The sequence below is a fragment of the Pseudomonas sp. S36 genome (assembly GCF_016647875.1).
Taxonomy (GTDB): domain Bacteria; phylum Pseudomonadota; class Gammaproteobacteria; order Pseudomonadales; family Pseudomonadaceae; genus Aquipseudomonas; species Aquipseudomonas parafulva.
Window position 1 is genome coordinate 32,631 of the sequence record NZ_JACVVG010000033.1, and the last position, 26,024, is coordinate 58,654.

Annotated in this window: 24 protein-coding genes and 1 riboswitch; of the genes, 8 read left to right on the top strand and 16 right to left on the bottom strand. The window is 61.5% G+C overall.

What is annotated here, in order from left to right; all coding sequences use genetic code 11:
* From IAE36_RS17525 to mntP, 3 genes are all read right to left on the bottom strand, one after another.
* Nucleotides 1–1,131, bottom strand: a complete 1,131-nt coding sequence (locus IAE36_RS17525; RefSeq protein WP_201213714.1) for a lactonase family protein — start codon at nt 1,129–1,131, stop codon at nt 1–3.
* Nucleotides 1,097–1,387 (bottom strand): DUF5629 family protein, encoded by a 291-nt coding sequence (locus tag IAE36_RS17530; protein WP_201213717.1) that lies wholly within the window; start codon nt 1,385–1,387, stop codon nt 1,097–1,099. The genes IAE36_RS17525 and IAE36_RS17530 overlap by 35 nt, the downstream gene beginning before the upstream one ends.
* A gap of 95 nt (nt 1,388–1,482) precedes the next feature.
* Complete coding sequence (gene mntP, locus IAE36_RS17535) at nt 1,483–2,049, bottom strand: manganese efflux pump MntP (protein ID WP_201162674.1); 567 nt, start codon at nt 2,047–2,049, stop codon at nt 1,483–1,485.
* Nucleotides 2,050–2,056: 7 nt separating this feature from the next.
* Nucleotides 2,057–2,227: riboswitch (yybP-ykoY riboswitch) on the bottom strand.
* A gap of 249 nt (nt 2,228–2,476) precedes the next feature.
* On the opposite strand from mntP, the gene IAE36_RS17540 reads away from it, so the two are divergent.
* The 4 genes from IAE36_RS17540 to IAE36_RS17555 are packed head-to-tail and all read left to right on the top strand — an operon-like array spanning nt 2,477 to nt 6,711.
* Nucleotides 2,477–2,752 carry a PepSY domain-containing protein gene (locus IAE36_RS17540; RefSeq protein ID WP_201162672.1) on the top strand — a complete coding sequence of 92 codons (276 nt, stop codon included), beginning with the start codon at nt 2,477–2,479 and terminating at the stop codon, nt 2,750–2,752.
* A gap of 10 nt (nt 2,753–2,762) precedes the next feature.
* Nucleotides 2,763–4,037 carry a sialidase family protein gene (locus IAE36_RS17545; protein ID WP_201213718.1) on the top strand — a complete coding sequence of 425 codons (1,275 nt, stop codon included), beginning with the start codon at nt 2,763–2,765 and terminating at the stop codon, nt 4,035–4,037.
* Nucleotides 4,034–4,678, top strand: coding sequence for a hypothetical protein (locus IAE36_RS17550; protein WP_201213720.1), 645 nt, complete (start codon nt 4,034–4,036; stop codon nt 4,676–4,678). The genes IAE36_RS17545 and IAE36_RS17550 overlap by 4 nt, the downstream gene beginning before the upstream one ends.
* Nucleotides 4,675–6,711, top strand: a complete 2,037-nt coding sequence (locus IAE36_RS17555) for an LTA synthase family protein (protein ID WP_201213722.1) — start codon at nt 4,675–4,677, stop codon at nt 6,709–6,711. The genes IAE36_RS17550 and IAE36_RS17555 overlap by 4 nt, the downstream gene beginning before the upstream one ends.
* A 64-nt stretch (nt 6,712–6,775) precedes the next feature.
* Here IAE36_RS17555 and IAE36_RS17560 read toward each other — a convergent pair whose 3' ends face one another.
* The 8 genes from IAE36_RS17560 to IAE36_RS17595 form a co-directional block, all read right to left on the bottom strand.
* Nucleotides 6,776–9,151, bottom strand: coding sequence for an efflux RND transporter permease subunit (locus tag IAE36_RS17560; protein WP_201213743.1), 2,376 nt, complete (start codon nt 9,149–9,151; stop codon nt 6,776–6,778).
* A gap of 20 nt (nt 9,152–9,171) precedes the next feature.
* Nucleotides 9,172–10,140: a WD40/YVTN/BNR-like repeat-containing protein gene (locus IAE36_RS17565; protein WP_236409000.1), complete on the bottom strand. Its 969-nt coding sequence runs from the start codon at nt 10,138–10,140 to the stop codon at nt 9,172–9,174.
* 245 nt (nt 10,141–10,385) lie between these two features.
* Nucleotides 10,386–13,043, bottom strand: a complete 2,658-nt coding sequence (pepN, locus tag IAE36_RS17570) for an aminopeptidase N (RefSeq protein WP_201213724.1) — start codon at nt 13,041–13,043, stop codon at nt 10,386–10,388.
* A gap of 13 nt (nt 13,044–13,056) precedes the next feature.
* Nucleotides 13,057–13,887: a DUF2797 domain-containing protein gene (locus tag IAE36_RS17575; RefSeq protein WP_201213725.1), complete on the bottom strand. Its 831-nt coding sequence runs from the start codon at nt 13,885–13,887 to the stop codon at nt 13,057–13,059.
* Nucleotides 13,884–14,144, bottom strand: a complete 261-nt coding sequence (locus IAE36_RS17580; protein ID WP_028632388.1) for a YeaC family protein — start codon at nt 14,142–14,144, stop codon at nt 13,884–13,886. Before IAE36_RS17580 ends, IAE36_RS17575 begins: the two co-directional genes overlap by 4 nt.
* A 13-nt stretch (nt 14,145–14,157) precedes the next feature.
* A complete protein-coding gene (locus tag IAE36_RS17585) occupies nt 14,158–15,045 on the bottom strand; it encodes a rhomboid family intramembrane serine protease (RefSeq protein WP_201162658.1) in 888 nt (295 codons plus the stop codon).
* The gene (locus IAE36_RS17590; protein WP_028632386.1) at nt 15,042–16,013 is read right to left on the bottom strand and encodes a metallophosphoesterase; all 972 of its coding nucleotides are present in this window, start codon (nt 16,011–16,013) and stop codon (nt 15,042–15,044) included. The genes IAE36_RS17585 and IAE36_RS17590 overlap by 4 nt, the downstream gene beginning before the upstream one ends.
* Nucleotides 16,013–16,903, bottom strand: coding sequence for an NAD(+) kinase (locus IAE36_RS17595; protein ID WP_028632385.1), 891 nt, complete (start codon nt 16,901–16,903; stop codon nt 16,013–16,015). The genes IAE36_RS17590 and IAE36_RS17595 overlap by 1 nt, the downstream gene beginning before the upstream one ends.
* A gap of 43 nt (nt 16,904–16,946) precedes the next feature.
* Here IAE36_RS17595 and IAE36_RS17600 point away from each other — a divergent pair, with 43 nt between their 5' ends.
* Together IAE36_RS17600 and IAE36_RS17605 are read left to right on the top strand one after the other, a co-directional pair.
* Entirely contained in the window at nt 16,947–17,924 is a 978-nt protein-coding gene (locus tag IAE36_RS17600) for a DUF1853 family protein (protein ID WP_201213726.1), read from the top strand.
* Between the two features lie 121 nt (nt 17,925–18,045).
* Nucleotides 18,046–18,591: a cytochrome b gene (locus IAE36_RS17605; protein ID WP_201213727.1), complete on the top strand. Its 546-nt coding sequence runs from the start codon at nt 18,046–18,048 to the stop codon at nt 18,589–18,591.
* Here the strand turns inward: IAE36_RS17605 and IAE36_RS17610 are convergent.
* From IAE36_RS17610 to IAE36_RS17625, 4 genes are all read right to left on the bottom strand, one after another.
* A complete protein-coding gene (locus IAE36_RS17610; RefSeq protein ID WP_201213729.1) occupies nt 18,582–19,472 on the bottom strand; it encodes a 1-aminocyclopropane-1-carboxylate deaminase/D-cysteine desulfhydrase in 891 nt (296 codons plus the stop codon). The genes IAE36_RS17605 and IAE36_RS17610 overlap by 10 nt on opposite strands.
* 39 nt (nt 19,473–19,511) lie before the next feature.
* Nucleotides 19,512–19,823 (bottom strand): XRE family transcriptional regulator, encoded by a 312-nt coding sequence (locus IAE36_RS17615; protein ID WP_201213731.1) that lies wholly within the window; start codon nt 19,821–19,823, stop codon nt 19,512–19,514.
* Nucleotides 19,820–20,176, bottom strand: a complete 357-nt coding sequence (locus tag IAE36_RS17620) for a type II toxin-antitoxin system RelE/ParE family toxin (RefSeq protein ID WP_201213733.1) — start codon at nt 20,174–20,176, stop codon at nt 19,820–19,822. The genes IAE36_RS17615 and IAE36_RS17620 overlap by 4 nt, the downstream gene beginning before the upstream one ends.
* Before the next feature lie 129 nt (nt 20,177–20,305).
* Nucleotides 20,306–22,342, bottom strand: a complete 2,037-nt coding sequence (locus IAE36_RS17625; RefSeq protein ID WP_201213735.1) for an NADPH-dependent 2,4-dienoyl-CoA reductase — start codon at nt 22,340–22,342, stop codon at nt 20,306–20,308.
* Between the two features lie 183 nt (nt 22,343–22,525).
* On the opposite strand from IAE36_RS17625, the gene IAE36_RS17630 reads away from it, so the two are divergent.
* Nucleotides 22,526–23,644, top strand: a complete 1,119-nt coding sequence (locus IAE36_RS17630; protein WP_201213736.1) for a nitrilase-related carbon-nitrogen hydrolase — start codon at nt 22,526–22,528, stop codon at nt 23,642–23,644.
* Between the two features lie 4 nt (nt 23,645–23,648).
* A complete protein-coding gene (locus IAE36_RS17635; protein WP_201213738.1) occupies nt 23,649–24,689 on the top strand; it encodes an AraC family transcriptional regulator in 1,041 nt (346 codons plus the stop codon).
* Nucleotides 24,690–24,953: 264 nt separating this feature from the next.
* Here IAE36_RS17635 and IAE36_RS17640 read toward each other — a convergent pair whose 3' ends face one another.
* Nucleotides 24,954–25,778, bottom strand: a complete 825-nt coding sequence (locus IAE36_RS17640; RefSeq protein WP_201213740.1) for a DUF2242 domain-containing protein — start codon at nt 25,776–25,778, stop codon at nt 24,954–24,956.
* Between the last annotated feature and the right edge of the window lie 246 nt (nt 25,779–26,024).

Below are 26,024 nucleotides of genomic sequence, written 5' to 3' on the forward strand. Positions count from 1 at the left end.
CTAGGGAATGAACTTCAGGTCCGAGGGCGCGGGCTGGTGCAGTGTCTGCACCGCCTCGCCCAGCTTGCCGCTGAGCGGGTCGCGGTGCAGCACCACGATCTCGTTGCTTTTCTGGTTGGCGACCAGCAGGAAATTGCCGCTGGGGTCCAGGGTGAATTCACGGGGGTGGTCACCCTCTACGGAGCGGCGCTGCAACAGCGCCAGCCGACCATCATCCTTGCCCACCGCAAACACCACTATCTGGTTCACCGTGCCGCGATTGCTGACGTACAGGAACCGACCGTCGGCTGACAGGTGCAAACCGCCAGCGGCCTTCGCTGCTGCCTCAGGCCGCTCGGTCAATGGCAGGCGCTGGCGTTCCACCAGCGCGCCTTTTTGCACATCGAACACCACCACCTCGGCGCTCATCTCCAGCGTCAGGTAGGCATGGCTGCCCTTGGCATCGAATACCAGGTGACGGGGGCCGCTGCCGGGTGGCAAGGCAGCTGCCGGGGGAATGGCGGGGGTCAAGGGGTGGCCCTGGCTGGCGCCGTCGTAGCGGTAGATGAACACCTTGTCTGCGCCCAGGTCACTGGCATACACATGCTGGCCATCCGGTGATGGAACCATGGCATGCACATGGGCACCGGCCTGGCGTTCGGGGTTGACGCCACTGGGCACGTGCCGCTCCTGCTGCACCGCAGGCCCGAGCTTGCCGTGCTTGTCTACAGGGAGCACCACCAGGCTGCCGCCGGTTTCGGCGCTGACGGAGTAATTGCCCACGAACAGGTAGCGCTGGTCCTGGCTGAGGCTGGCGTGGGTGGGCTCGTCACCCAGGCTGGAAACCTGGTTGATGAAGGTGATGGCGCCGTCGCTGCCAACGGCAAAACTGCTCACATGGCCTTGGGGCGTTTCATTGACCGCGAACAGTTGCCGGTTGTCTTCCGAGAGCACCAGCCATGACGGGCTGACGCTCTCCACCACCTGCAGCGGCGCGGGGGTAATCCTGCCGGTGGTGGTATCGAATGCGTAGCGGTAGATGCCCTTGCTGGGGCTGTCGGTGTAGCTGCCCACCAGCAGCGTAGCCGCCTGGGCATTGAGGACTACGGGCATGAGGCTAGCGGTCAGCAGTGTCTTCCAGGTCCGGTTCATGGTCGTCTTCATCCGGTGCGCGAAATGCATCCAGGCAGGTAAGCCGATGCTCAGTTTCGGCAGCAGCGATACACCAGTCGTTCCCTTCACGGGAGGCTGCGGCCACCTGATCGGCGGTGAACACCCAGCGACGGAGCTGGCGGCCATCCATGCATTCGATGGTCAGGCCGTTTTCATCGCAGGTGAAGTCGAAGGCATGCAGCCCATCGATGAGAATCATGTCACAAGAGGTCAAGGCGGTTGCGAGAGCAGACATGGGAGGCACCGGGGTAAAGGGGTCTGGATTATAGCGCCAGGGCGTTGCTGTTTTCTCAACGGTCGGCTCTGGCGTTTCGGGGGTTTCGCCATGCGCTAGATCGCCGTCAAATGCTCGTACAGGATCGTCGCGCCGATCAGCATCAGTACAGCGCCGCCGATGACTTCAGCGCGCTTGCCCACAACCGCACCCAGTGCTCGCCCTAGCATCACGCCAATGGTGACCATGGTGGTGGTCGCGAGGCCTATTGCAGCCGCCGCAACCAGGATGTTCACGTCAACGAAGGCAAGGCCAATACCCACAGCAAGGGCATCAATACTGGTAGCCAAAGCCGTCGCAGCCAACAACCAGAAAGAATGCTGAACCGGCTTCTCAACTTCAGCCTCCTCCGGCTTCACGCCGTTGTAAACCATATGTAGACCCAACGCGATCAACAGCCCGAACGCAATCCAGTGGTCCCAGGCCTCAACATAGGCACTGGCAGCCTGACCCAGAAACCAACCCACCACAGGCGTAACAGCTTCGATTGCGCCAAAAATAACGCCTGTCCGAAGTGCTTCTGAAAATTTAGGTTTCTGGAGGACGGACCCTTTGCCGATCGCCGCTGCAAAAGCATCTGTCGACATGGCAAAGGCAAGGAAAACGAGGGAGAGAGGGCTCAATGCAAACTCCAGCCGGGCATAAGACAAACGACATCGGCCCTGCGCGCCCGACTCACTACGCAGGGTTGTCGTTGGTCTCACCAGTCCGGATGGATGCCTTGACCACGGCGATTGCCGAGAATGTTGACCAAGGCGCCTTCGAAAGCTCGAAAGCAGGCTACTCCCCAAAGAAGCGAGAGAGGTTATGGATACACCTATGAAAATTTCGTGAAAAGACCGAAAAAAAAAGCCTCATTGCGTACGTCACGGCGGCACGTTGAAATTCGCACAGGGTAACCCTTTTCATTGCCTCCATAGAAACGATGCCGCTGGTCAACTTCCCTGCATTGAAGTGCGTTGTGAAGTGTGTAACCGCATATTAATTTTTACATATCCTTCACTTCCCCCTCTTTAGCCTCGCGCCTCAATCAATAACGGGGGGTTCACCGTGCGTAACCTGTGTCTATTTACTGCAGTTCTTGGCATTACCCAGGTCGCACAGGCCGACACTTTGTGTGCTACCGCCGAAAAATCCACCTGGAAGTCTGAGTCCGACTTTAGACGATCAATCAAGCAGAGCGGCTACCGCATCACTAAATTTCGCGTGACGGAGGGCAACTGTTACGAAATCTACGGGTTTGACACAGAGGGCAAACGGGTGGAGCTGTATTTCCACCCGATCACCTTTGCCTTGGTCAAGGCTGAGCCAGTTCCCCAGCGGTGAGATACACGCGATGAGCCTTCTAAAAAAAACCGTCTACCTGTCTGTAGTCGTCACCGTTTTTGGGTTCGCTTTGAGCAAGGCACCCACTGTCAAGGTCGCTGACTTCTCGGTGATTAACGCACACGCGACCAATGTCGAATCAGCCCCGGACGTGAAACACCGCTTCGCCTCGGCTGACATGACGGCCTTCGTCCACTCTGCCTCCATTACTGCACTGCCAAACGGCGGGGCAATTGCGGCATGGTTCGCAGGAAGCCGGGAAGGCGCAGCAGATGTGCAAATCCGTGCTTCCCAGTTCGACCCTCGCGCTGATGAATGGAGCCAGGAGCGGGTACTGGCCACCCGGATAGGTACGCAAACAGCCGTCCGCAAGCATGTTCGTAAACTCGGGAACCCGGTGATTGCGCTTTCACCGAACAATCGGTTGTGGCTTTTCTATGTCTCCGTCTCAGTCGGTGGTTGGGCCGGAAGCGCCGTTAATGTCATGTACTCCGACGATCTAGGCACGACCTGGACTGCACCTCGCCAGCTGGTAACCACGCCCTTTTTCAACCTGAGCACCCTCGTGCGGAGTACACCGGTATTTCATACGGATGGCTCTATCGGCTTGCCGATCTATCACGAGTTCATGGGTAAATTCGCTGAATACCTGTACTTGAACTCGAATGGCGAAGTCGTCGACAAGTTTCGCATCAGCAAGGGCAAGCATTCGCTCCAGCCAACGATCGTGGCTCAAAATGGCCGCGAAGCCGTCGCTCTACTCCGCTACGCCGGGGAGCGATATCACCGTGTTCTCGCAAGCCGTACCACTGACTCGGGTCGCCATTGGACCGAGCCCCAGCCGGTTGAGCCAAGTAATCCCAACTCTTCACTTGCGGCTGTCGGCCGCGACAATGGCAAGCTCCTGGTAGCGATGAACGACCTGGAGGATGGGCGTTTCCGTCTCACACTTTATGAGACCGATAAGGAAATGCGTGACTGGACGCTCATTTCCCACGTTGATGAGTCCCCCGACCCTTGGGGTGATCCCATCGACCAAACCGCCTTCCACGCAAAGATTGGTGAGGCCTGGGCGGCGCGGGGCTCAACATTACCCCAGACCAAACACGCGATGTTGTCACGTGTCAGCGAGCGTATGTGTGAGTCCGGAAAGTGCCGATTCGAGTATGAGTACCCGTACTTCACGCGCGACACATCAGGGCGCTACCACCTGGTGTATTCCTGGAACGACACATTCATCAAGCACGTCAGCTTCAGTGACGCCTGGGTGGAGGGCAAAAAATGATCATCGACCTGATTCAAGCACACGTGGCGCTGGCAGCCCTTCTATTTCTTGTGCTCGCTCCCTTTGGCACCGGCGTTTATTTACAAGGTTGTAAACTGGCGCTGGCCGTCACGCTCACCTTTGTGCCAGTGGGCGAACTAACACTCACCGAGGCCGTGCGGAGCCTTACGCATGACGTATCCGTCAGCTTCGTTGTGATGGTCTGTTTTTATTGCCTGAAAAAGCTCGGGCTCATTGATATTGCTCCAGCCGATCATCGCCACCTGCTCTGGGTTATAGGCGCAGGGGCCATGCTGCTCTACCCAGCTTCTCTCGGCCTGAGCTACCTCGATCCCTATCGTTGGGGTTACGAGCCTGCAGGGCTGATGCTGGCGACAGGCGCGATTGCACTGTATTTCCTCCACAGCGGCAATATGTTCGGGGCCACGGTATTGACGCTCCCTGCCTTGGTCTATTGCCTGGACTTGGGCACGACAGAAAACTACTGGAACTATTTGATTGATCCAGCACTGGTAATGCTTGCGCTACTGTACGGCTTACGCTCACTCGCACGGTTTTCAGTCCACCGTATCCGCATCATCGCCACGCCAACGCTTGCTACTCACACGGCCTCCGCCGAATCTACCGAGACGCCTCGATGAACTGGACTCACTCAAGGCGACTCCGTTATCTAGCCGGTGTAGTCGCGGTTCTATTTACCCTCTTCATTGCCCTGCGCCTGGTGTTCCTACTGGGGTTCTCTGGCGTACCCCTGCAGGAAATACTGAGCCGCAACGACATCCTGTTTACCACAGGCATCGGGTTGCGATTTGATCTTCGGCTTGCGTTGCTGGTGACCGCTCCACTGGCCCTGTTGGCGTGGGCCCCAAAAATAAACCTGGTGACTAACAGCACCGCAATTACACTATCCAATGCCTACCTGGCGCTGGCCGTTTCACTGGTACTGCTGGTTTACATTATTGATTTTGGTCATTACGCCTACCTTGGCGTCCGGATCAATGCCACCGTATTACGCTATTTCGAAGACGCAAAGACTGCTTCGGAGATGGTTTGGCAGACGTACCCTGTTGTATGGATTTGCCTCGGCTGGCTGTGCGCGATAATGGCCACGCTGGCGGCCGTCAGGTGGGTCGAAAGGCGCACCCTTCGCTCACCCTCAATCCCCATCTCCAGGGGGGCGATAGCGTTTGGAACAGCCATCGTTTTAAGTGTCACGCTCTTGGGGTTGGTGGGCCGTTTAGAGAACCTCAATATCAAAAACCCGGTGCCTCTACGCTGGAGCGATGCGTTTTACACGGGCAATGCTCAAATCGCTGCAACGGGATTGAACCCTGTTCTATTTCTTTACGATACCCTTCGGGTTGACCGTGTCTCCTACGATGAAGAAGAGGCACGGCGCCATTACCCAGCAATCGCAAACTATCTGGGGGTCACGAAACCTGACCCCGTCACTTTGAACTATCAACGCGAGCATTCAGCGCATCCGTCAGTTTTTACCACCCACAAGACACCTAACGTCGTATTTGTCATGCTTGAATCATTGGGCACCAGTGCGGTGGGTGCTTATGGCAACCCGCTCAACCCAACCCCAAACCTCGACCGCATCGCCAGCCAAGGTCTGTTTTTTCGCCATTTCTACGTCCCCGTGACAGGCACGGCAAAAACCGTGTGGGCAAGTATTACTGGCGTACCTGATGTGACGAGGGAGCAGACTGCAACCCGTAACCCGCTCATCTCCAAGCAGCACAGCCTGCTCAACGCATTGGCGGGTTACGAAAAATATTACATGATCGGTGGTAACGCAGGCTGGGCCAACATCAATGCTGTCGTACAACAGAGCGTGGACGGCATTCACCTCTACGACGAGCCCGACTGGCGGTCTCCGCGTATCGATGTATGGGGGATTTCCGACCTGAACTTCTTCAAAGAAAGTACAGCAATCCTTGGCGAGCACCGTGACGACCAGCCCTTCTTCGCGTTCCTGCAAACCTCTGGGAACCACAGACCCTTTACGATCCCAAAAGAGAACGATGGCTTCGAGCCGCTTGATCTGCCGCTTGAGGTGGTGCAGCACGCAGGCTCACGCAGCGTAGCGCAGTTCAACGCGGTTCGTCTTCTGGACTTCAACATTGGCAAGTTGTTGGAGATGGCAGAGAACGAAGGGTTCTTGAAGAACACTATTTTTGTATTTTTCGGGGACCACAACACGCGCATCAGCCAGATTCCGCACATGGCCCCGGCCTTCGAGCAGCTTGGCCTTGAAAGCAACAATGTGCCCATGATCATCTACGCGCCCGGCCTCGTTGAACCTGGAAACGTCGACGAGGCCGCCGGCCTGGTTGATTTGCTGCCCACCGTGCTGGGGATGCTTGGAAAACCGTACATGAACAACGGCATGGGGCGGGACTTGATGCAACCTGCCCCCGAAGGCGAACGTGTGGTACCTCTGGTGCTTCAAGAAGGTACTTTCCCGGTTATCGGAGGCGTTACCAAGCGGTTTCTACTGCAAATGCAGCACGACGGCAGCTCACCGACACTTCACGACCTCTACTCACCAACGCCTTTGGACAACGTAGCCGGCCAACACCCAGAAGCGTTCAGCCGCCTCACTGAACTCACGCGTGCCATGCACGAAACCTCAAGGGTGATGCTCTACCGTAACGTTCGGCCATAAAGTGGCCGGCACGCTGTTCGGCCAGTTGGCTACAGGAAGGCGCGACCTGGATCCACCCAGCATGTCAGTGAGCGAAAATTGACCCCCCGGCCTTGCCTGCCATTTTTTCGGGTTTTATCAGGAACCGCGCCAGGGCGGGCAGTAGCCAAAGGGCGCCAAACATGTTCCACAGCAACATGAAGGTCAGCATCAGGCCCATGTCTGCCTGGAACTTGATGGCAGAGAAGATCCAGGTACACACACCGATGGCCAGGCACAAACCGGTGAACAGCACCGCCTTGCCAGTGGAGCGCAGGGTCTGGTAGTACGCCTCTTGCAGCGGCAGGCCGGCCCGCAGGAAGCTCTCCAGGCGGCTGTAGATGTAGATGCCGTAGTCCACGCCAATACCTACACCCAGCGCCACCACCGGCAAGGTGGCGACCTTTACACCAATGCCCATGTACGCCATCAACGCATTGCCCAGCACAGAGGTGAGTACCAGCGGCAACACGATGCACAAGGTGGCGGCAAACGAACGGAACGTGATCAGGCACATGATGGCCACACAGATGTACACCAGCACCAGGATGGTCAGCTCGGCCGACTTGATCACCTCATTGGTCGCGGCCTCGATGCCGGCATTGCCCGCCGCCAGCAGGAACTGCAGGCCCTCCTTGTCGTGGCTTTCGGCAAACGCCTTGGCGGCCGCGGTGACCCGTTCCAGGGTTTCGGCCTTGTGGTCGTTGAGGAACACCAGCACAGGCGCCAGCGAACAGTCGCCGTTGTACAGCCCGTCTGCACGGGCGATGGAGTTGTTGAGCACATCCGGGTTGCGCGAGAGGGTTTCCCATTTCAGGCTGCCCTCGTTCATGCCCTTGATCACCTGCTTGGACACGGTCACCAGGGAGATGGCCGATTGCACACCCGGGGTGTTTTCCATCGTCCACATCAATTCGTCGATGGGCGCCAGGGTCGAGTAAACCGAGCAGTGCTCTGGCGGCGTCTTGACCATGATTACCAGCACGTCGGAACTGGTGGAATAGTTGCTGATGATGAAGTGGTTGTCCTGGTTGTAGCGCGAGTCGGGGCGCAATTCTGGCGCGCCCTGGTCGAGGTCACCGATTTTCAGGTTCTGGCTGTACCACAGCCCGCCGCCGAAGGCCAACAGCGCCAGGCCCACGGATACCGGCGCCACCTTGGCGTTGGCGAAGTTCGACAACAGCCGCCAGAACGGGTGTTCACGGGTAGCGTCCCGTTTGCTGCGCTCGATGGCTTTCTTGCTGATACCCACGTAGGAGATGGCTACCGGCAGCAGGATCAGGTTGGTGAACACGATCACCGCCACGCCGATGGACGCGCCAATGGCCAGCTCGCGGATGACGCCGATATCGATGATCAGCAAAGTGATGAAGCCCACGGCATCGGCCAGAATGGCGATCATCCCGGGCAGGAACAATTGCCGGAAGGTGCGCCGCGCCGCCGTGAGGGCATTGTCGGCGTCGCTGGACTGCAGGGCGATGCCGTTGATTTTCTGCACCCCGTGGGAGATGCCGATGGCGAAGATCAGGAACGGCACCAGCATCGAATAAGGGTCCAGGCCAAAACCCACTGCATGCATCAGGCCGAGCTGCCAGACCACCGCCACCAAGGTAGTGACAAGCACGGCAATGGTGCTGCGGATGCACCAGGTGAACCAGTACAGCAGTACCCAGGTGATCGCCAACGCCACACCAAAGAACATGACCACCATCACCAGCCCATCGATCAGGTCGCCGACTTTCTTGGCGAAGCCGACGATGTGAATCTTCACATTGGGGTTCTGGGCCTGGAACTTGTCGCGGATCTTTTCTTCAAGCTGGTGCGAGAACTGCTGGTAGTCGAGCTTGACCTGGCGGCCCGGGTCCTGCGGGTCCGGGTAGCTTTCGAGCAAGGGCACGTCGACGATACTCGACCTGAAGTTGTTGCCCACCAGCCGACCAACCTGCCCGGAGCGCAGCACGTTGTCGCGCAGTGTATCGAGGCTGGCCTGCGAGCCGTCGTAGGTATTGGGGATCACTTCGCCACCGGAGAAGCCCTCTTCGGTGACCTCACTCCAGCGCACGCTGGGGCTCCACAAAGACTTGAGCCCGGCACGGTCGACACCCGGCAGGTAGAACACTTCGTCATGGATCTGCCGCAAGGTCTCCATGTAGGCCTTGTCAAAAATGTCACCCTCGACCGCCTCCACGGAAATCCGCACGGTGTTACCCAGGTTCGCCAGGTCGTTGCGGTGTTCCATCATCTGCTCGATGAATGGGTGCTGCAGCGGGATCATCTTTTCGAAACTGGTGGACGGGCGGATCTGCGTGGCCTGCCAGAACAGCAGGATGCTGACCAGCACGCACAAGGTAATGACCACGGGCCGGTTGTTGAAGATCAGGCGCTCGAGCAGTGTGGCCTTGTCCTGATGGTGCGGCTGCATGGGCAGGCTCTCCTTGCTGTTCATGGGCGCACCTCGCGGGGGGCACGGTCGGCGCCTTCGGCATTGGCCAGGTGCACACCACCCTGCCCTACCAGCAGCAGCCCGCCCTCGCCCGCAGCGCTGACGCCAGACAGGGCGATACGGTCGGCTCGGTTGTAGACCGTGAAGCGCTGGCCATCGTCGGTGCTGCGCAGCACGCTGCCGCCATTGCCCACCAGCACCACGGTGCCGTCATCCAACAGTGTGGCGCTGGCCAGACCGAACTGCAGCTCGCCACGTGCGGCTTTCAGTTCGATGGGCTGCCAGGTGTCGCCGAAGTCGGTGGAGCGGAACAGGTTGCCGCGCAGGCCGAACGCCAGCAGGGTACGGGGTTGCGCCGTACCGATCACGCCAAACAGCGACCCCTCGTAAGGGCCCTGCACCTTCGCCCAGCGCTGGCCGTTGTCTGCCGAGCGGTACATGCCGCCCTGCTCGCCGACAATGAACAGGCCGGCTTCGCGCACCTGGGTGATCGCGTTCAGGTGCAGCTGATCGGGGTTGTCGAGGCGCTCAGCCACATCCTGCCAGTGCTGGCCGCCATCGGTGGTTTCGAGGATTGCACCGTAGGCACCCACGGCGAACCCGTGCTGAGCATCGGTAAAGGCGACATCCAGCAGCGGGGCTTCGCGCGCCAAGTCTTCGAACTGCTTGCTCCAAGTGGCGCCGCCATCGGTACTGGCAAGAATCTGCGCATCGTGGCCTACCGCCCAGCCCCGCTTGTCATCGAGAAAAAACACGGCTGTAAGCAATTGCCGGGTCGGCACGCGGGCCTGGGTCCAGGTGGTGCCCTGGTCGTCCGAGAACAGGATATGGCCCCGATCACCGACCACCACCAGGCGCTTGCCGGCGTGCGTGGCATCGATCAGCAGGCTTTGAGTGGCCTGGGCCGACTCGGTGGAGTATTCCTCGGCGGGGGCGGCAGTGACGGCGCCTGCCCCCCACAGCATCATCAATAGCGCACCCGCAATCGGCTTCAAGCTCATCCCTGCCCCCGTAGTTGTTATTGTTGGGTGGATCTGTGCGTTACAGGCGCCGTGCAGCAGTTCGGGCCAAGGCCTGCAAGGGTTTGCGTGGATCGTAGGAGGGGTGGTGGCGGGGATGCAACGGGGGGGACGTTATGTTTTGTTAATTACCCCCACACACACCCCGTCATGCCCTGATTGGCATAACGGGGTTTGCCGCGCGGGGGCGCGGTTCAGGCCAGGCTCTTGCTCACCACTTCATACACATCACTGGACAGCTCACCAGAGGCGAGAATCCGCTGCAGCTCGGCCTTCATCAGCGCCTGGCGGGCGGCGTCGTACTTGCGCCAGCGGGTCAGCGGTGCCAATTGCCGCGACGCAATCTGCGGGTTGAGCGCATTCAGGTCGATCACCAGATCCGACAGGAAGCGGTAACCGGAACCGTCGGCAGCATGGAAGTTGACCAGGTTCTGCCCGGCAAACGCCCCCACCAGCGCGCGCACCTTGTTCGGGTTCTTCAGCGTGAACGCCGGGTGCTGCATCAGGGCTTTCACGCGTGCCAGGCCACCTGGCAAGGTGCTGCCTGCCTGCACGCTGAACCACTGGTCCATGACCAGCGGGTTGTCCTTGAAGTGTTCGGCGAACGTTTCCAGCGCCTTGGCCCGCTCAGCCTCAAACGGTGAGTTGACCAGCACCGCCAGTGCCGTCAGGCGTTCAGTCATGTTGTCACAGTGCTCGAACTGCTCGAGCGTAGCCTGCAGCACCTCGGGCCGGCCAGTCTGCATCAGGTACGACAGGGCAATGTTCTGCAGGCTGCGGCGGGCGAAATGCTCGGCAGAGGCAACGTACGCCGTGCTCCGGGACACTTCGCGGTTTGCTTGGTAGCGGGCCCACAAGGCATCGAACAACTGCTCGGCGATCTGCTGGCGCGCATATTCGCGTGCGCTATGAATGGCGTCCACATCCGCCACCTGGCTGATCTCGGTCAGGTAGGCCTCACCAGGGAGCGACAGCATTTCAGCCACCATGGCCGGGTCCAGCGAGGCGTCGCCCAGCACGGTGCCCAGGGCAGTGATCAGCCGTGGGTCCAGCGTCAAGGCTTCACCACGCTGATGCTGGCCGATCAGTTCCTGCAGTACCTGCACCGACAACTGCTGGCCGGCTTCCCAGCGGTTGAAACCGTCGCTGTCGTGCTGCATCAGGAACATCAACTGGTCACGGTCGTAGGGGTAGCTGAGCTTGACCGGCGCGCTGAAGCCTCGCAGCAACGACGGCAGTGGCTTGGCCTGTACGCCCTGGAAGGTGAAGGTCTGTTCGGCCTCGGTTACCGACAACACCCGCGTGGTGCCGCCCGCCGCAGGTTCCCCGGCCAGTTGCAGGGGCAGGTCGTTACCCTGGGCATCCAGCAGGCCCAGCTCGACCGGGATCACGAACGGCAGCTTCTCGGCCTTGTCCGGCGTCTGCGGGCAGCTCTGGCGGAAGGTCAGGCTGTACGTCTGCGCGGCGGCATCGTAGGCGTCGGTGGCCTCCACCCGTGGTGTACCGGCCTGGCTGTACCAGCGCTTGAACTGGGCCAGGTCTACCGCGTTCGCGTCCTCCATCGCCTTGATGAAGTCGTCGGTGGTCACCGCCTGGCCATCGTGACGCTCGAAGTACAGGTCACTGCCCTTGCGGAAGCCATCTGCCCCCAGCAAGGTACGCACCATGCGCACCACCTCCGCGCCCTTCTCGTACACCGTGAGGGTGTAGAAGTTGGAGATCTCGATGAAGCTGTCAGGGCGCACCGGGTGGGCCATGGGGCCTGCGTCTTCGGCGAACTGGTGGGTGCGCAGGTAGGCGACGTCCTCGATACGCTTGACCGTGCGCGAGTTCATGTCGGCACTGAACTCGGCATCGCGGAACACCGTGAAGCCTTCCTTGAGCGACAGCTGGAACCAGTCACGGCAGGTGACACGGTTGCCCGACCAGTTGTGGAAGTACTCGTGGGCCACCACCCCTTCAACACGCTGGTGCGCAGCATCCGTGGCGGTTTCGGCACGGGCCAGCACGCAACTGGAGTTGAAGATGTTCAGGCCCTTGTTTTCCATGGCGCCCATGTTGAAGTCGTTCACCGCGACGATCATGAAGATGTCCAGGTCGTACTCGCGGCCGTACACCTCTTCATCCCAGCGCATGGATTTCTTCAGGCTGACCATGGCGTGGTCGCACTTGTCGATGTTCTCCGGCTCCACGTAGATGCGCAGGGTCACGTCGCGGCCCGACTGGCGGCTGAAACTGTCCTCCACGCACCACAGGTCACCTGCCACCAGCGCGAACAGGTAGGCCGGTTTCATGAACGGGTCTTCCCAGGTGGCCCAGTGGCGGCCATCTTCTGCCAGGCCGCTGCCCACCGGGTTGCCGTTGGACAGCAGCACGGGGTAGCGATGCTGCTCGGCAATCACCGTGGTGGTGAAGGTGCTCATGACATCGGGGCGGTCGAGGTAGTAGGTGATCTTGCGGAAGCCCTCGGCCTCGCACTGGGTGCAGAACATCTTGCCCGACTTGTACAGGCCTTCCAGCGCGGTATTGCTCTCGGGGTGGATCTTGACGCTGGTGTCGAGGGTGAAACGCTCGGCCCTGGGCTGCACGGTCAGGCTGTCGGCGGCCAGCTGGTAATCACCTGGCTGCAACGCTTCGTCGTCCAGGGCTGCGCGCAGCAGTTCGATCTGCTGGCCATCGAGGCGCAAGGGCGGCAGGCCGGCGCCCTGCGCCGGGTTACGGCGCATCACCAGTTGCGCATGCACCAGGGTGTGGTCCTCGAACAGCTCGAAGGTCAGGTGCGTCTCGTCGATCAGGTAATCGGGCGCCTGGTAATCCTTGAGGTAGATCACTTGGGGTTGTTCGGTACGCATGTGCAGGTCCTTTTTACTGGAGCACGGCCAACTGATAGGCCGTGTACTTGCGAATATTGATCACGCCGGTATCAAAGATCAGGTACTGGCCCTTGATACCCAGCAGCGTGCCTTCAACGACCGGGTCTTTGTCCAGGTTGAAGCTAACGATCTTTTGCGGGTAGGCCTGTACCGGGTAGTTCATGTGCACCACTTCAGCATCGGTGAGCGGCTGGATGGCCTGCAAGCCGAAGCGCGCCTGCAGCTCGGCCAGGCCAGGCGCGCACGCCTCCAGCACCTGGTCACGCACCGCCGGCAGGTCGAGCACATCGGCATAGCCCTTGAGCAGTGCCCGCCAATTGGTGCGGTCAGGCACCTGGCTGCGCAGCAGGTCTTCGACCAGCCCGGACTGCTGGCGGGTCGCAACCCGCAGAATCGGCAGTGCCTGGCTGGCACCCTGGTCGAGCCAGCGGGTGGGCAGTTGAGTGGCGCGGGTGATGCCAACCTTGATCCCGGAGGAATTGGCCAGGTAGACCACGTGATCGGTCATGCAGAACTGCTCGCCCCAGGAGGGTTCGCGGCAGGTGCCTGCGTCGTAGTGGCAGCGCTCCGGCGCCATGATGCAGATGTCGCACTGGGCCAGCTTGGTCATGCACGGGTAGCAGTAACCCTGGCTGAAGCTGGTCTTGGTACGCTTGCCACAGTGGCTGCAGTGAATGGCGCCCAGGTACTCAAGGCGCACCCGCTGACCGATCAGCGGGTTGACCGGTACCTGGGTATCGCCCAGGCGAAAGCTGTACTGCACAACGGGGGCTGCAAGGCTGACAGCCATCTTGCTCAACGAGCCACGAGCGAGTTCGATCAATGTACCGAGTCCGACTTGAACAGGATGTTAGGGACAGGCGCGGACTTGGACGCGCATTCCTGCGGGCCCATGTAACCGGTACGCTGGTCCTCGGGCAGGTTTTTAATCTCCCAGGCGATGACCGCCTGCAACGACAGTTCTTTCTGTTCGGCGGTCAGCTTGCGCCCGTCGGACCATTTGCCGATCTCCACGGCCAGCTTCAGGCTTTCGTAGATTTCCGGTGTGATGTTTTCGATCATTTGCGCGAAAGTGGACATAGTGTCTCCTGATTCAAGCCGACAGTTTACGCCGCGCCAGCGCCCCGCCCAAGAGCCCGGTCAGGCATCCGATGAGCAACCCGCCGACGTGTGCCGCGTTGGCGATCTGGCCTAGGCCGAGCGTGCCGACCACGCCGGTGAGGCATACCACCAGCCAGATGAGCATCATCACCAGAACGCCCTTGGGCAGGGCGAAGTAACGGTTGGGCGCCAGCCACTGGTACAACCAGATGTGCCCGAGCAGCCCGTACAGTACCCCTGACAAGCCGCCGAACAAGCCTGGCCCGCTGGTGAAGTGTTGCGCCAGGTTGGACACCACGCTGAACAGCAGGGTAAGGCCCAGCAGGGACCATGCCCCCTGACGCAGCTCGATGCGTTTGCCCAGCTCCCAGAACCACAGGCTGTTCATGGCAAGGTGCAGCACACCGAAGTGCAGCAACATGGGCGACACCAGCCGCCACCACTGGCCTTGCGCAAGGCCTTCGGCCAGCGGGCGGAAATACAGGTAATCACCCTGCACCCGGAAATCGAGGAAGGTGAACCAGCGCAGGGTGGTGAAGTTCTCGCCAAGGCTGGTCAGCCCGGCCACCACCAGGCACAGCAGCAAGGTCAGGGCGGTGACCTTGCAGGCCTTGGCCTGGGCAGCCAGGGATGGCTGTGCGGGCGCTCGTTCGCCTGCATCTGGCCCGTCGGCAGGCTCGGCCAGTTGCAGATCGGCATCGCCGTCCGGGTAGCGCTGGTACAGCTGTTGCACTTGCTCGGCCAGGGTATCGGGCGCCCAGAGCACCTGGCTCTCACCCTCCTCGCTGACCCGGTGCGGCACCTGCAGACGCTGCAGCAACTGGATGAAGCCGCTGAGGTCCACCGCCAGCGGCAGGCGCATCACTTCGATAATGTTCATTGGCTTGCCTGTGGTCGGTCGACATCCACCCACACGAACTTGTGCGGGTCGATACGGGTTTCGTCATCCAGCCGGTAGGCGACCAGCTTGCCGTACAGCACTGCACTGTAGTCGAGGCAGGCCAGGTTGCTGCGAATCGGCGCCGGGCGCCCGCTGCGCCAGTAGTGGCCGACGAACAGCAACGGCTCGTCCTCGGCATACCGCAACAAGGCGTTTTTCTGGCTGTGGCTGAGCGGCGTGCTGGCCACTTCTGCGGGCAGGGCATCGGGCTGGAACACGATGTCGCCGTAGGTTTTCGGGTCTTCCTCCCAGAACTTGGTGCGGAAGAAGGCGCGGGTCAGGCCATCGCCCCCGGTCAGGGTAAGGCCGTCAGGCAGGCGCATGTCCGTACCGCGCAGCAGCCGGTTGCAGACATTGGCGGCAAAGCTGCCGCTCACCGCCGAGGCCTGGAGAAAGTGCTGGTCGATGCGACCATCCGGGTACTGCTGGCGCAGGGGGTCGATCAGGCTCGCGTCCCAACAGGCATGCACCAGGCGAAAACGGCCGGCGTCGATGAACAGGGGCAGTTGATAGAACCAGTTGACGAACGCGTGCCAGTCGCCAGGGTGCTGGGCAAACTGGGTGAGGGTTTCGTCGATGAGGCGCGCATGGCGTGGTGTGTGCTCACGCACGAACGCCTTGCCACTGCCCGGCAGCGCCGGGGTCACCCAGCCCAGGGCGCTGTATTCGTGGTTGCCCATGATGCAGAACGCCTGCCCCGCCTCGACCATGCCATGGACGATATGCAGGGCCTCGCGAATGCGTGGGCCGCGGTCGACGATGTCGCCCAAGAACAGCGCCTGGCGCCGTGGGTGGCGCCAGACGCCGCCGATGCGCTGGTAACCGAGGGTGTCGAGCAAGCGTTCCAGGGTGTGGGCACAGCCGTGAACGTCACCGATGATGTCGAAACTGCGCGCCGGATCGAGCATCAGTCGTCCCTGCCCCCCAGGCGGCTGCCCCAACCGAGCTTGGTACGGCAGACCTCGTAGTAATTGTGGCCCAGGGGGTGGATCAGACGCAGTTTCTGCGGCTTCTTGCTTACGGTGATGGTGTCACCCGGGGCACAGGTGAAGTGGTTCTGCCCGTCGCAGGACACCTGCGGGTAGATCTGCAGGTCCTTGGCCACCACAATCTTCAGTTCGCTGTTGCCATCCACCACGATGGGCCGCCCAGACAGGGTATGCGGGTACATGGGCACGATCACGATGGCATCGAGCTTGGGGTGCATGATCGGGCCGCCTGCCGACAGGGCATAGGCCGTGGAGCCGGTAGGCGTGGCCACGATCAGGCCATCGGCCTTCTGGCTGCAGACGAACTGGCCATCGATGTAGATCTCGAACTCGATCATGCGGGTGGACTTGCCAGGGTGCAGCACCACATCGTTCAGGGCATCGCCCTGGCCGATGGCTTCATGGTGCCGGCGCACCTCGGCCTGCAGCAGGAAGCGGTTTTCCACCAGGTAGTGGCCATCGAGCACTTCGGCCACCTTCTCTTCGAGCTCGTCGGGGCGGATGTCGGTGAGAAAGCCCAGGTTGCCACGGTTGATGCCCAGTACCGGAATGTTGTGGCGCGCCAGCGCGCGGGCCGCGCCTAGCAGGCTGCCATCACCACCCACCACGATCACCAGGTCGCAGACCTCCCCCAGCAGCTTGCGGGTAGACGTTTGCAGGCCATGGCCGGGCAGCACTTCTGCAATGGTGTCTTCGAGGATCACGTGCAGGTGGCGCTCGAGGAGAAACTGCTTCAGCCGGCGGATAGTGTCGAGCACCTGCGAGCTGCCAAGGCGACCGATGATACCGATATTGCGAAATTGCTCCATGGGGCTCCTGCAAGGCTCTGCGACGGGTGACGATGCAGCGATTATGGGCGAAACCACAGGGCAGCAGCAAACCGGCTATGCTCGCAGCATGATGCCATTTGCCCAGCTTGAACACCTGCCACGCCAGTTACGCCGCCCTGCCGTCCGCGACCTGGCCTGGACGCTGCTGTCGCCGCCGCTGCTCAGCGCCGCGCCTTGCCCCCAGCGCCATCCGCTGGCGGGCAGCCTGTGGGTGGACCATCCGCAGCAGCTCGAGCATTGGCTGCGGGCACTGGACGCCGACGATGGCCCTTTGCAGGCATGGCTGGCAACCCTGACCAGCCGCCGCCTGGGCATGTATTACGAGCGGCTCTGGCAGTTTGCCTTGCACCATGCGCCAGGGGTGGAGCTGCTGGGTGCCAACCTGGCCATTCGCGAAGGGGGGCGCACACTGGGCGAGCTGGATGCAGTAGTGCGCGACCGCGACGGGGTGCACCACCTGGAACTTGCCATCAAGCTGTACCTCGGCCCGGAGGGAGCCGGCACCGACCGTGACGGCTGGCTGGGGCCAGGCTGCCATGACCGGCTGGGAAGCAAACTCGCCCACCTCGGGCATCACCAGCTGCCCATGTCGGCCAGTGCCCAGGGCCGGGCCAGGCTGGACAGCCTCGATGTGGGCGCGCTGCAGGCGCACGTGTGGATGGGCGGGTACCTGTTCTACCCATGGCCCGCGCACGCCGAGGCGCCTGAAGGGGCAAACCCCTATCATTTGCGCGGCCGCTGGGTGCGGCGCCCGGCGTGGTACACCCATGCAGGTGACTGTTGGCAGCCATTGCCACGCCACGCCTGGCTGGCACCTGCGCGGGCGGAGGCCACCGATGTCTGGGGTACGGCGCGCTTCGCGGCCTGGTTGCACCTGCTGCCTGTCCATGCACCCGCGCAATTGCTGGTGCGCTTGGTGCCGGATGGCAACGGTGCCTGGCAGGAGGCCGAGCGCGTGTTCGTGGTGTCAGAGGGTTGGCCGTGCGCGCCAGCCGCCTGAGTAGCGATGCCCGACTACACAATTTTCACGGATTTGAAGCAAAGATCTGCCTGAGGTTGCCGGTACACTGGCACCTGAGCGCCATCAAGAGCGCCCCCCGACCTGACGATGAGGAACACGCATGGTTTCATCCACCCCGGCGCCCCACTACGCGCGCGCGTCCATAATCCTGCACTGGCTGATGCTGGTGCTGCTGGCTGCCGTCTATGCCTGCATCGAACTGCGCGGCCTGTTCCCGCGGGACAGCGCCGAACGCAACCTGATGAAAGACCTGCATTTCATGCTCGGCCTCAGCGTCTTCGTGCTGGTCTGGCTGCGCCTGGCCATGCGCCTGGTACACCCTACGCCGCCCATCCTGCCCAAGCCTCCAGCCTGGCAGACAGGCCTTGCACACCTGATGCACCTGTTGCTCTACGTGTTGATGATCGGCATGCCGCTGGCCGGCTGGCTGATCCTCAGCGCGGCCGACAAGCCTGTGCCCTTCTATGGGCTGGAACTGCCGCACCTGGTAGGCGCAGACCCCGACCAGGCCAAGTTCATCAAGGGCTGGCACGAACGTATCGGCACCTGGGGCTACTGGTTGATCGGCCTGCACGCCGTGGCCGGGCTGTATCACCACTACATCAAGCGCGATAACACTCTGTTGCGGATGCTGCCCTACAAGTAACCCCGGCGCCCCTGCAGCCCCCCGGTATGCACGAAGACCAGCCGCGTGCCGGGGGCAAAGTATCCGGCCTCTACCTTATCGCGCAACGCGAGCAACGCCTTGCCTGTGTAAAGGGCTTCGAGGGGTACGCCAGTGGCCTGTTCGCTGGCTTCGATAAAGGTCAGCAATTCTTCATCAAATTTGCCAAAGCCGCCACGGCACGCCTCATGCAACTGGTAGCCATGGTCGCCAGCCAGCGCCTGAACTGCCTGCGGCACGCCATGCCCCAAAGGTACCGCCAGTGCCCCATGCACGGTGTGCTCCCCCGCCTCCGCCAGCACCAGGCCGGCCAGCGTGGTGCCCGTACCGGCAGCCAGCCACCAGGCGTCATAGCCGGCCCAGCCTATCGCCGAAAGCCCCGCACGTGCCTGCTGCATGATCAGTGCACAACCTTCGGCCCCCGCCAACCCACCGCCGCCCTCAGCAATGCAATGCCAGCCTGGGTACTGCGCCTGCCAAGGCGCCCAGAAACCAGGCTGGTGCCGTGCGCGGTAACCCTGGTAGCCCAACCAGTGCAATTGCATACCCAAAGCCTTTATATCGCGCACGGTGGGCGTGTCTTGCGGCTGGCCACGCAGCAGGCCAGCCGTGGCAAAACCGAAACGCCTGCCGGCAGCCGCCAAGGCGTGCAGGTGGTTGGAGTGGTTGCCGCCCAGGCTGATCAGCCCCGGGGCCGCGCTGGCGTCGGCTTGCGCCAAGTGATGGCGCAGCTTGAACCATTTATTGCCGCTGATCAGCGGGTCGATCAGGTCAAGGCGCAAGACAGCGACCTGCACCCTGGCACTGGCCAGCCAGGGCATGTGCAGCGGTTGCAGAGGGGCTTGGGGGAGGTCGAAGCGCATGGGTCATCGCAGCTGGAAAGCGCTCCTAGATGGCTCGGCTCATCGGAATTGAGCGCGGACAGTCTCTTGCTCAGGTACAAGCCTTACCTCAACGCGCTGCCCGAGCGCACGCGCGGCGCTAGCCAAGGTTGCCAACGTCATACCTGGGTCATCTTGATCAAGCGCCCGATCAACTGCGGTTCGGCTGGTATGCATGCGTTCAGCGAGTGCTTTTTTTGTGACCTTCTGCATTTTCATGGCTTCAGCGATCTGCCATGCAATGACGCGTTTTAGGGCAGCAGCAGACACTTCTTCTGCAAGGCCTTGCTCTGAAAGGAAATCGTCGAAATCCGAGCCAATATGCTGATTCATTGCTTGTTCCTCTCCAGTGTTGCCTTACGCTGCTTGGCAGTGTCCAGGTCAGAAGCCGGTGTTTTCTGACTCTTCTTTATAAAACCATGCAGTAGAACCATGGCGTTCCCGTGGATGGTGAAGAGGACACGAGCCACAGTGTCCACAAGATTCACCCTGACTTCCCATAGGCCTTTGTCAAGCTTCCTGACCACCGGCATCCCAATTGGCCAGCCAATTTGAACTGTTTTGATTTCGGTACCGATCATTCGTTTGTGCTCACGAGGGATCTGGGCCAGCCACTCTCGAACGGGTTCGTTGCCTACTTCTGTACGATAAAAATGAACATTCAGCGTCGGAGGGATCTGACTCATGCACAAGTGTACCAAAAAAGGTTCATAACTCAACCCCAAACAGGGTAACGCAACACATTGCGGCTGAACGCCTTAGGGGCGAATTTGCAGATGCAAACGGGTAGCAGAAAGGGCGTGAGTTCCACCGTATCAAAGCCGCGCCGCCAACCTGGACCCCTGGTCGATCGCCCGCTTGGCATCCAGCTCTGCCGCCACGTCGGCGCCGCCAATCAGGTGCACCGACTGCCCTGCTGCCAGCAGCCCCGCCTGCAGTTCACGCAGTGGCTCCTGCCCGGCGCAGATCACGATGTTGTCCACCGCAAGCACCTGGGGCTCGCCGCCTGCTACCCGCACGTGCAGGCCGGCGTCGTCGATGGCCAGGTACTCGACACTGTTCAACATCTGCACGTGCTTGTTCTTCAACCCGGCACGGTGGATCCAGCCGGTGGTCTTGCCCAGGCCGTCGCCTACCTTGGTCTTTTTGCGTTGCAACAGATAGACCTGGCGCGCCGGGGCGTGAGGCTCGGGCTTGATGCCTGCCACGCCACCTCGCGCCTGCAGGTGCGTGTCGATGCCCCATTCCTTCCAGAAGGCCTCCCGGTCCTGACTGCTAGCCACACCTTGGTGCACCAGGTACTCGGATACGTCGAAGCCGATGCCCCCCGCACCGATGACCGCGACAGCCCTGCCTACCGGCTTGCGCTCCAGCAGCACGTCCAGGTAACTGAGCACCATCGGGTGTTCGATACCCGGGATGGCTGGCGTACGGGGCGCAATACCCGTGGCCAGGATGATTTCGTCGTATCCGCCCGCCAGCAGCGTCGGTACATCAACGCGGGTGTTCAACTGCAGGTCAACGCCTGTACTACGCACCTTGTTGCCGAAGTACCGCAGCGTTTCGTAGAACTCCTCCTTGCCGGGCACCCGCTTGGCCACGTTGAATTGCCCGCCTATTTCACGGGCGGCGTCGTACAGCGTCACTGCATGCCCCCGCTCGGCGGCGACGGTGGCCGCTGCCAGGCCGGCCGGGCCTGCGCCCACCACGGCAATACGTTTGGCCGTTTGCACCGGCAGGTAGTTGAGCTCGGTTTCGTGACAGGCACGTGGGTTGACCAGGCAGCTGGTCAGCTTGCCGCCAAACGTGTGGTCCAGGCACGCCTGGTTGCAGCCGATACAGGTGTTGATTTCGTCGGCACGGCCCGCGGCCGCCTTGTTGACGAATGCCGGGTCCGCCAGAAATGGCCGCGCCATGGACACCATGTCTGCGTCGCCCTCGGCCAGCACCCTTTCGGCTACTTCCGGGGTATTGATGCGGTTGGTGGTAATCAACGGGATGCCGACCGCACCCCGCAGTTTGGCGGTAACCTTGGTGAATGCAGCGCGTGGCACCTTGGTGGCAATCGTCGGAATGCGCGCCTCGTGCCAGCCAATACCGGTGTTGATCAACGTGGCGCCAGCCCGCTCGATGGCCTTGGCCAGTTGCTCGATTTCTTCCCAGCTACTGCCGCCTTCGACCAGGTCGAGCATGGACAGGCGGAAGATGATGATAAAGTTCGGGCCCACCGCCGCCCTTACCCGGGTGACGATTTCCACCGCCAGGCGCATGCGGTTTTCGTAGCTGCCACCCCAGCGGTCAGTGCGGTGATTGGTGTGGGCGGCCAGGAACTGGTTGATGAAGTAACCCTCCGACCCCATCACCTCTACGCCGTCGTACCCGGCACGCTGGGCCAGGACCGCGCAGTTTACGAAGTCAGCGATCTGCTTCTCGATACCTGCCTCGTCCAGTGCTTGGGGTTTGAAGGGGTTGATCGGCGCCTGGATCGCGCTGGGTGCCACCTGTCGCGGGCTGTAGGCATAGCGCCCGGCATGCAGGATCTGCAGGCAGATCTTGCCGCCTGCAGCATGCACCGCCTCGGTCACGATGCGATGGTTGTCAGCCTCTTCCTCGGTGCTCAGCTTGGCGGCACCGGCGTACACGCCGCCCTCATCGTTGGGCGCTATACCGCCGGTCACCATCAAACCGACGCCGCCCCGGGCACGCTCCGCGAAGTAGGCAGCCATACGCTCGAAGCCACCCGGGCGTTCCTCCAGGCCAGTGTGCATGGAACCCATCAATGCACGGTTGCGCAGCGTGGTGAAGCCCAGGTCCAGCGGGGCCAGCAGGTGCGGGTAAAGGTCGGTTGCCATGGTTCGATTCCCAGGTGATCACGGTATTCGGGTGCTTCGCCCTTGGCGGCCCCGCTGTTGTATGCCCCTGACATTAAACAGCCGTTTGAACAGGCTCAATGACTGAAACTGACAAGTTATTGATCCTGACGTACAGCAGGGCTAACCTAAGCCTCCCCTGCTCTGAAGGCACCTTACAGCTTCATGCGAAAAATTCTGGCAAGCGCCCTGGCGCTGGTGATGGTTGCCGCCCTGTGCGGGTACGGTTTCTGGACACAACAACGCCCGGAAGGCCATTACCTCTCTGACCTGCGTATCGAACTGGCGGTCGACCAAGGCGTGCCCGGCGACCGTGGCAACCTGCTTGGCGTTGAACCACTGCTTTATCCAGGTGATTACCAGAACCTGCAACGTCTGCACCGCAAACTTGCCGCCTATCTGGAGCAGGCACGCGCACTGGGGTTGGTGAATGCCAGAACGGTGGTGGTGCTGCCCGAGCATATTGGTACCTGGTTATGGGCACGGGGCGAGAAGAACGAGCTGTACCAGGTGACGCAAAGCCGTGAGGCCCTGCAATGGCTGGAACTGAGCAACCCGTTGCGCTACGGCCTGGCCATGCTTGCCGCCGAAGGCGATGACCGGCGCGCCGATGCTCACCTGCGCATGAAAGCAGGGCAAATGGCAACGGATTACCAGCAGCTGTTCGGCGGCCTGGCCAGGGAGTTCGGTGTCACCCTGGTGGCAGGGTCCATCGTGCTGCCAGCGCCCTACGTCAAACAGGGCGCTCTGCATGCCGGGCGCGGCCCGCTGTTCAACAACAGCGTCGTGTTCGCAAGCGATGGCTCCCTGCTGGGCGAGCCTCAGCGCCAGCAGTATCCAGACAGCGAGAGCCGCCGCTACATCCACAACGGTCGGCAACAGCCCCTGCACGTTGTACAAACCCCGGCCGGCCGGCTGGGGGTGCTGCTGGGCAGCGACAGCTGGTACCCGCAAACCCACCAACAATTGGCCAGCCAGGCTGTGGAACTGGTGGTGAACCCGGTGTACCTGCCTGGCAAGGGCAGCTGGCAATCACCCTGGCGCGGCAACCGTCATCAACCGGCGGCGACACACCTGCCGCTCAAGCGCGGGGAGGTCAGCGAGCAAGTGGCCTGGCATCGCCTCACCGACACTACGGGGCCGATGCTCGGCAGCATGAGCGTGTTCATGCGAGGTCAGTTCTGGGAGCAAGGGACGGATGGTCAGGGTTTTGCACGCCAGTCTGGGCAATTGTTCACCGGCGCTCCCAGTGCCGGCGCCCGTCTGCTGAACCTATGGCTGTAGGTGTATGGCCCGCCCTCGCGTGAGGCTTGGCGACCTGTCGGTAGGGTTCGTGCAGCCGTTGGCCGAAGCCGTCAGGGCGCTGGGCCATGACCCCGAACCACTCCTGCGCCGCTATGGCCTGGGGCCAGCCCGCCTGGCCGAAGCCGGTGCTCGCCTATCGATCCCGCGGTACATGCACCTGGGTCACGCGGCCATAGAACTGTGCCAGGAGCCCGCACTGGGGCTGCATATGGGCTTGCGCAGCCGGCTGGCCCAGGCAGGGCTGGCTGGGGTGACTGCGGCTCAAGCCCCAACGCTGGGTGAGGCGGCACGCACGCTGCTGCGCTTCGAACCCCTGTATGCCGCCAATTACCGTGGGCACTCGAGTTTTCATGAAGACGCCAGCGGAGCATGGCTGCGTTTCTATTCCATTAGCCCCTACAACGCCTACAACCGCTTCGTGGTGGACTCACTGCTTGCGGGTTGGCTGGCTCAACTGGCTGACCTGGCCGGCAAGCCTGTGCAGGCGGAGCGGTTGGAAATCGAGTTTACCGCACCCGCCTACGCCGGCCAGTACCAGGTGTTGTCCAGCACCCCGGTGCAATTCGGCGCTGCATACAACCAGCTGAGGCTTAGCCAGCAAACCTTGCGCCTACCCAACCCTGGGCACTGCCCGAGCACCTGGCAGCATTTGCAGCAGTTGTGTGAAGCCCAACTGCAGCAACTGACACGCGTGCGCAGCCTGGGCGAGCGTATTACCCACCTGCTCGGGCCGCTGCTCAGTGGGGGCCGTGAACCGGAGCTGGATGAGGTGGCCGTTGCGCTGCAACTGCCCACCTGGACGCTGCGCCGCAGGCTGGCCGAAGAAGGGACGCGTTTCAGGGACCTGCTGAATGAAACCCGCCGCGACCTGGCAGAAACCTACATACGCGATACAGAATTGGCTTTCGGGGAGATTGCCTATCTGTTGGGGTTCGCATCTGCCGAAGCCTTCCAGCGCGCATTCAAGCGCTGGACGCAGCTCACACCGGGGGAGTTTCGCCGCAATCAGCGGCGAGTCGTCTAAAGCTCGGTGGCGTCGTCTGCCGGTTCCGAGGTGTCCAGTTCGTACGCCTGAAATTCGAGAAGTTCTTCCTGATAGTCGTCCATAGCCCTGCGTCCTGTTCTCATGATGTCTGTGTCGGTGCCGTCTTCAACCTAAGCAGGTGGGATGAAGAAATGATGACAAGCGTTTGAGAGATAAACGTAGCAGGTGTTCGAAAACTTATCGCAGGCCGTCTGTAACCGGGCATGTGCGCGGACTGCGGTGCTGAGCCACGACTAGCCAGCATCACTGGGCTGGCGTTGTCGCCTCGACTGGTTCGACCGCAGGCTGCACCTCGATGGGCGCGGTCTCAGCCGGCGGAGCCACCGGCTGCGACCCTTGGGTATCATCCGCCTCAGGCACCGCTGCCGGCGGGTTTACCGGCTCGCTCGCCGGCGCAGCAGGCGCTGCCTCCTGCAATGATGCTGGCGCAGCGGCGGGCGCCGCAGGCTGCTCAGGCAGGCCCAGAACAACCGCTGGTTTTTCAGCCTTCACCGGCGCTTCCTCCGCTTTGGCCTTGCTGACCTTGGCGGGCTTGGGTTTGGGTTTGGGCAGGTAGCTTTCTACCAGGGCAAAATAGCGGTCATAGAACTGCGCAGCCGTGACCGTCTCGCTTGCCACCTTCACCATCGAATCATCACTGGACCCGATCGGCATCGACACAGAACCCAATACCCCAACACCCAGGCTTGCGGAGGTATTGGACTTTTTCAGGGCATACCGGTCCTGCAGGGCGTTGGCGAACATGGTGGAGTGCTGGTCGTCACTGGCATCCGGGGCACAGGTGACGTTGAAGCTGATCTGCAGGTGGTTATCGCTGTTCTGCTGAAAGCTCTTGTTCCCCACCACCTGGTTCGCGCCACTGCTGGTAATGATATAGCCCTGGCTCAGCAGCGCCCTTCGCGCCGCCTCGCACGAGCTGGCATCGCCTACCGGAAAGCTGCGCGAGAACGTGCCCGAGTCGTCAAAGTTCTCATGCTCGTACACAGCAGCCTTTTTCGACGTGCAACCGGCCACACCGGCCAGCACAACGGCCAGCCCGAGCGCAGCAAAGACGGAAAATCTGGTCATTGCGGATTCCGGGTATCTCGAGAAGGTGCCTATTGTGCAACACAGCGGGCAGGCACTGGAACCGCTGAAGGGTGAAGACTTGGTCAGGTTTCGGTAAAGGTGCATAAAGGCTGCAGCCGGCCCGATAAACGAAAAAAGCGACCCAAAGGTCGCTTTCACGTTGCTTCGAGGCGTTCATGGGGCCTCTGGGCGAAGATGGCGCAGCGGACGGGACTCGAACCCGCGACCCCCGGCGTGACAGGCCGG

Bases quoted from the DNA above. Each gene is read 5' to 3' on its own strand.
- IAE36_RS17565 (WP_236409000.1), bottom strand. From the start codon at position 10,140: ATGATGCTGTGGGGGGCAGGCGCCGTCACTGCCGCCCCCGCCGAGGAA.
- IAE36_RS17620 (WP_201213733.1), bottom strand. From the start codon at position 20,176: ATGAGTCAGATCCCTCCGACGCTGAATGTTCATTTTTATCGTACAGAA.
- IAE36_RS17555 (WP_201213722.1), top strand. From the start codon at position 4,675: ATGAACTGGACTCACTCAAGGCGACTCCGTTATCTAGCCGGTGTAGTC.
- IAE36_RS17600 (WP_201213726.1), top strand. From the start codon at position 16,947: ATGGGCGAAACCACAGGGCAGCAGCAAACCGGCTATGCTCGCAGCATG.
- IAE36_RS17560 (WP_201213743.1), bottom strand. From the start codon at position 9,151: ATGCAGCCGCACCATCAGGACAAGGCCACACTGCTCGAGCGCCTGATC.
- IAE36_RS17610 (WP_201213729.1), bottom strand. From the start codon at position 19,472: ATGCGCTTCGACCTCCCCCAAGCCCCTCTGCAACCGCTGCACATGCCC.
- pepN (WP_201213724.1), bottom strand. From the start codon at position 13,043: ATGCGTACCGAACAACCCCAAGTGATCTACCTCAAGGATTACCAGGCG.
- IAE36_RS17615 (WP_201213731.1), bottom strand. From the start codon at position 19,823: ATGAATCAGCATATTGGCTCGGATTTCGACGATTTCCTTTCAGAGCAA.
- IAE36_RS17635 (WP_201213738.1), top strand. From the start codon at position 23,649: ATGGCCCGCCCTCGCGTGAGGCTTGGCGACCTGTCGGTAGGGTTCGTG.
- IAE36_RS17585 (WP_201162658.1), bottom strand. From the start codon at position 15,045: ATGAACATTATCGAAGTGATGCGCCTGCCGCTGGCGGTGGACCTCAGC.
- IAE36_RS17625 (WP_201213735.1), bottom strand. From the start codon at position 22,342: ATGGCAACCGACCTTTACCCGCACCTGCTGGCCCCGCTGGACCTGGGC.
- IAE36_RS17630 (WP_201213736.1), top strand. From the start codon at position 22,526: ATGCGAAAAATTCTGGCAAGCGCCCTGGCGCTGGTGATGGTTGCCGCC.
- IAE36_RS17590 (WP_028632386.1), bottom strand. From the start codon at position 16,013: ATGCTCGATCCGGCGCGCAGTTTCGACATCATCGGTGACGTTCACGGC.
- IAE36_RS17580 (WP_028632388.1), bottom strand. From the start codon at position 14,144: ATGTCCACTTTCGCGCAAATGATCGAAAACATCACACCGGAAATCTAC.
- IAE36_RS17595 (WP_028632385.1), bottom strand. From the start codon at position 16,903: ATGGAGCAATTTCGCAATATCGGTATCATCGGTCGCCTTGGCAGCTCG.
- IAE36_RS17545 (WP_201213718.1), top strand. From the start codon at position 2,763: ATGAGCCTTCTAAAAAAAACCGTCTACCTGTCTGTAGTCGTCACCGTT.
- IAE36_RS17605 (WP_201213727.1), top strand. From the start codon at position 18,046: ATGGTTTCATCCACCCCGGCGCCCCACTACGCGCGCGCGTCCATAATC.
- IAE36_RS17550 (WP_201213720.1), top strand. From the start codon at position 4,034: ATGATCATCGACCTGATTCAAGCACACGTGGCGCTGGCAGCCCTTCTA.
- IAE36_RS17525 (WP_201213714.1), bottom strand. From the start codon at position 1,131: ATGAACCGGACCTGGAAGACACTGCTGACCGCTAGCCTCATGCCCGTA.
- IAE36_RS17530 (WP_201213717.1), bottom strand. From the start codon at position 1,387: ATGTCTGCTCTCGCAACCGCCTTGACCTCTTGTGACATGATTCTCATC.
- IAE36_RS17640 (WP_201213740.1), bottom strand. From the start codon at position 25,778: ATGACCAGATTTTCCGTCTTTGCTGCGCTCGGGCTGGCCGTTGTGCTG.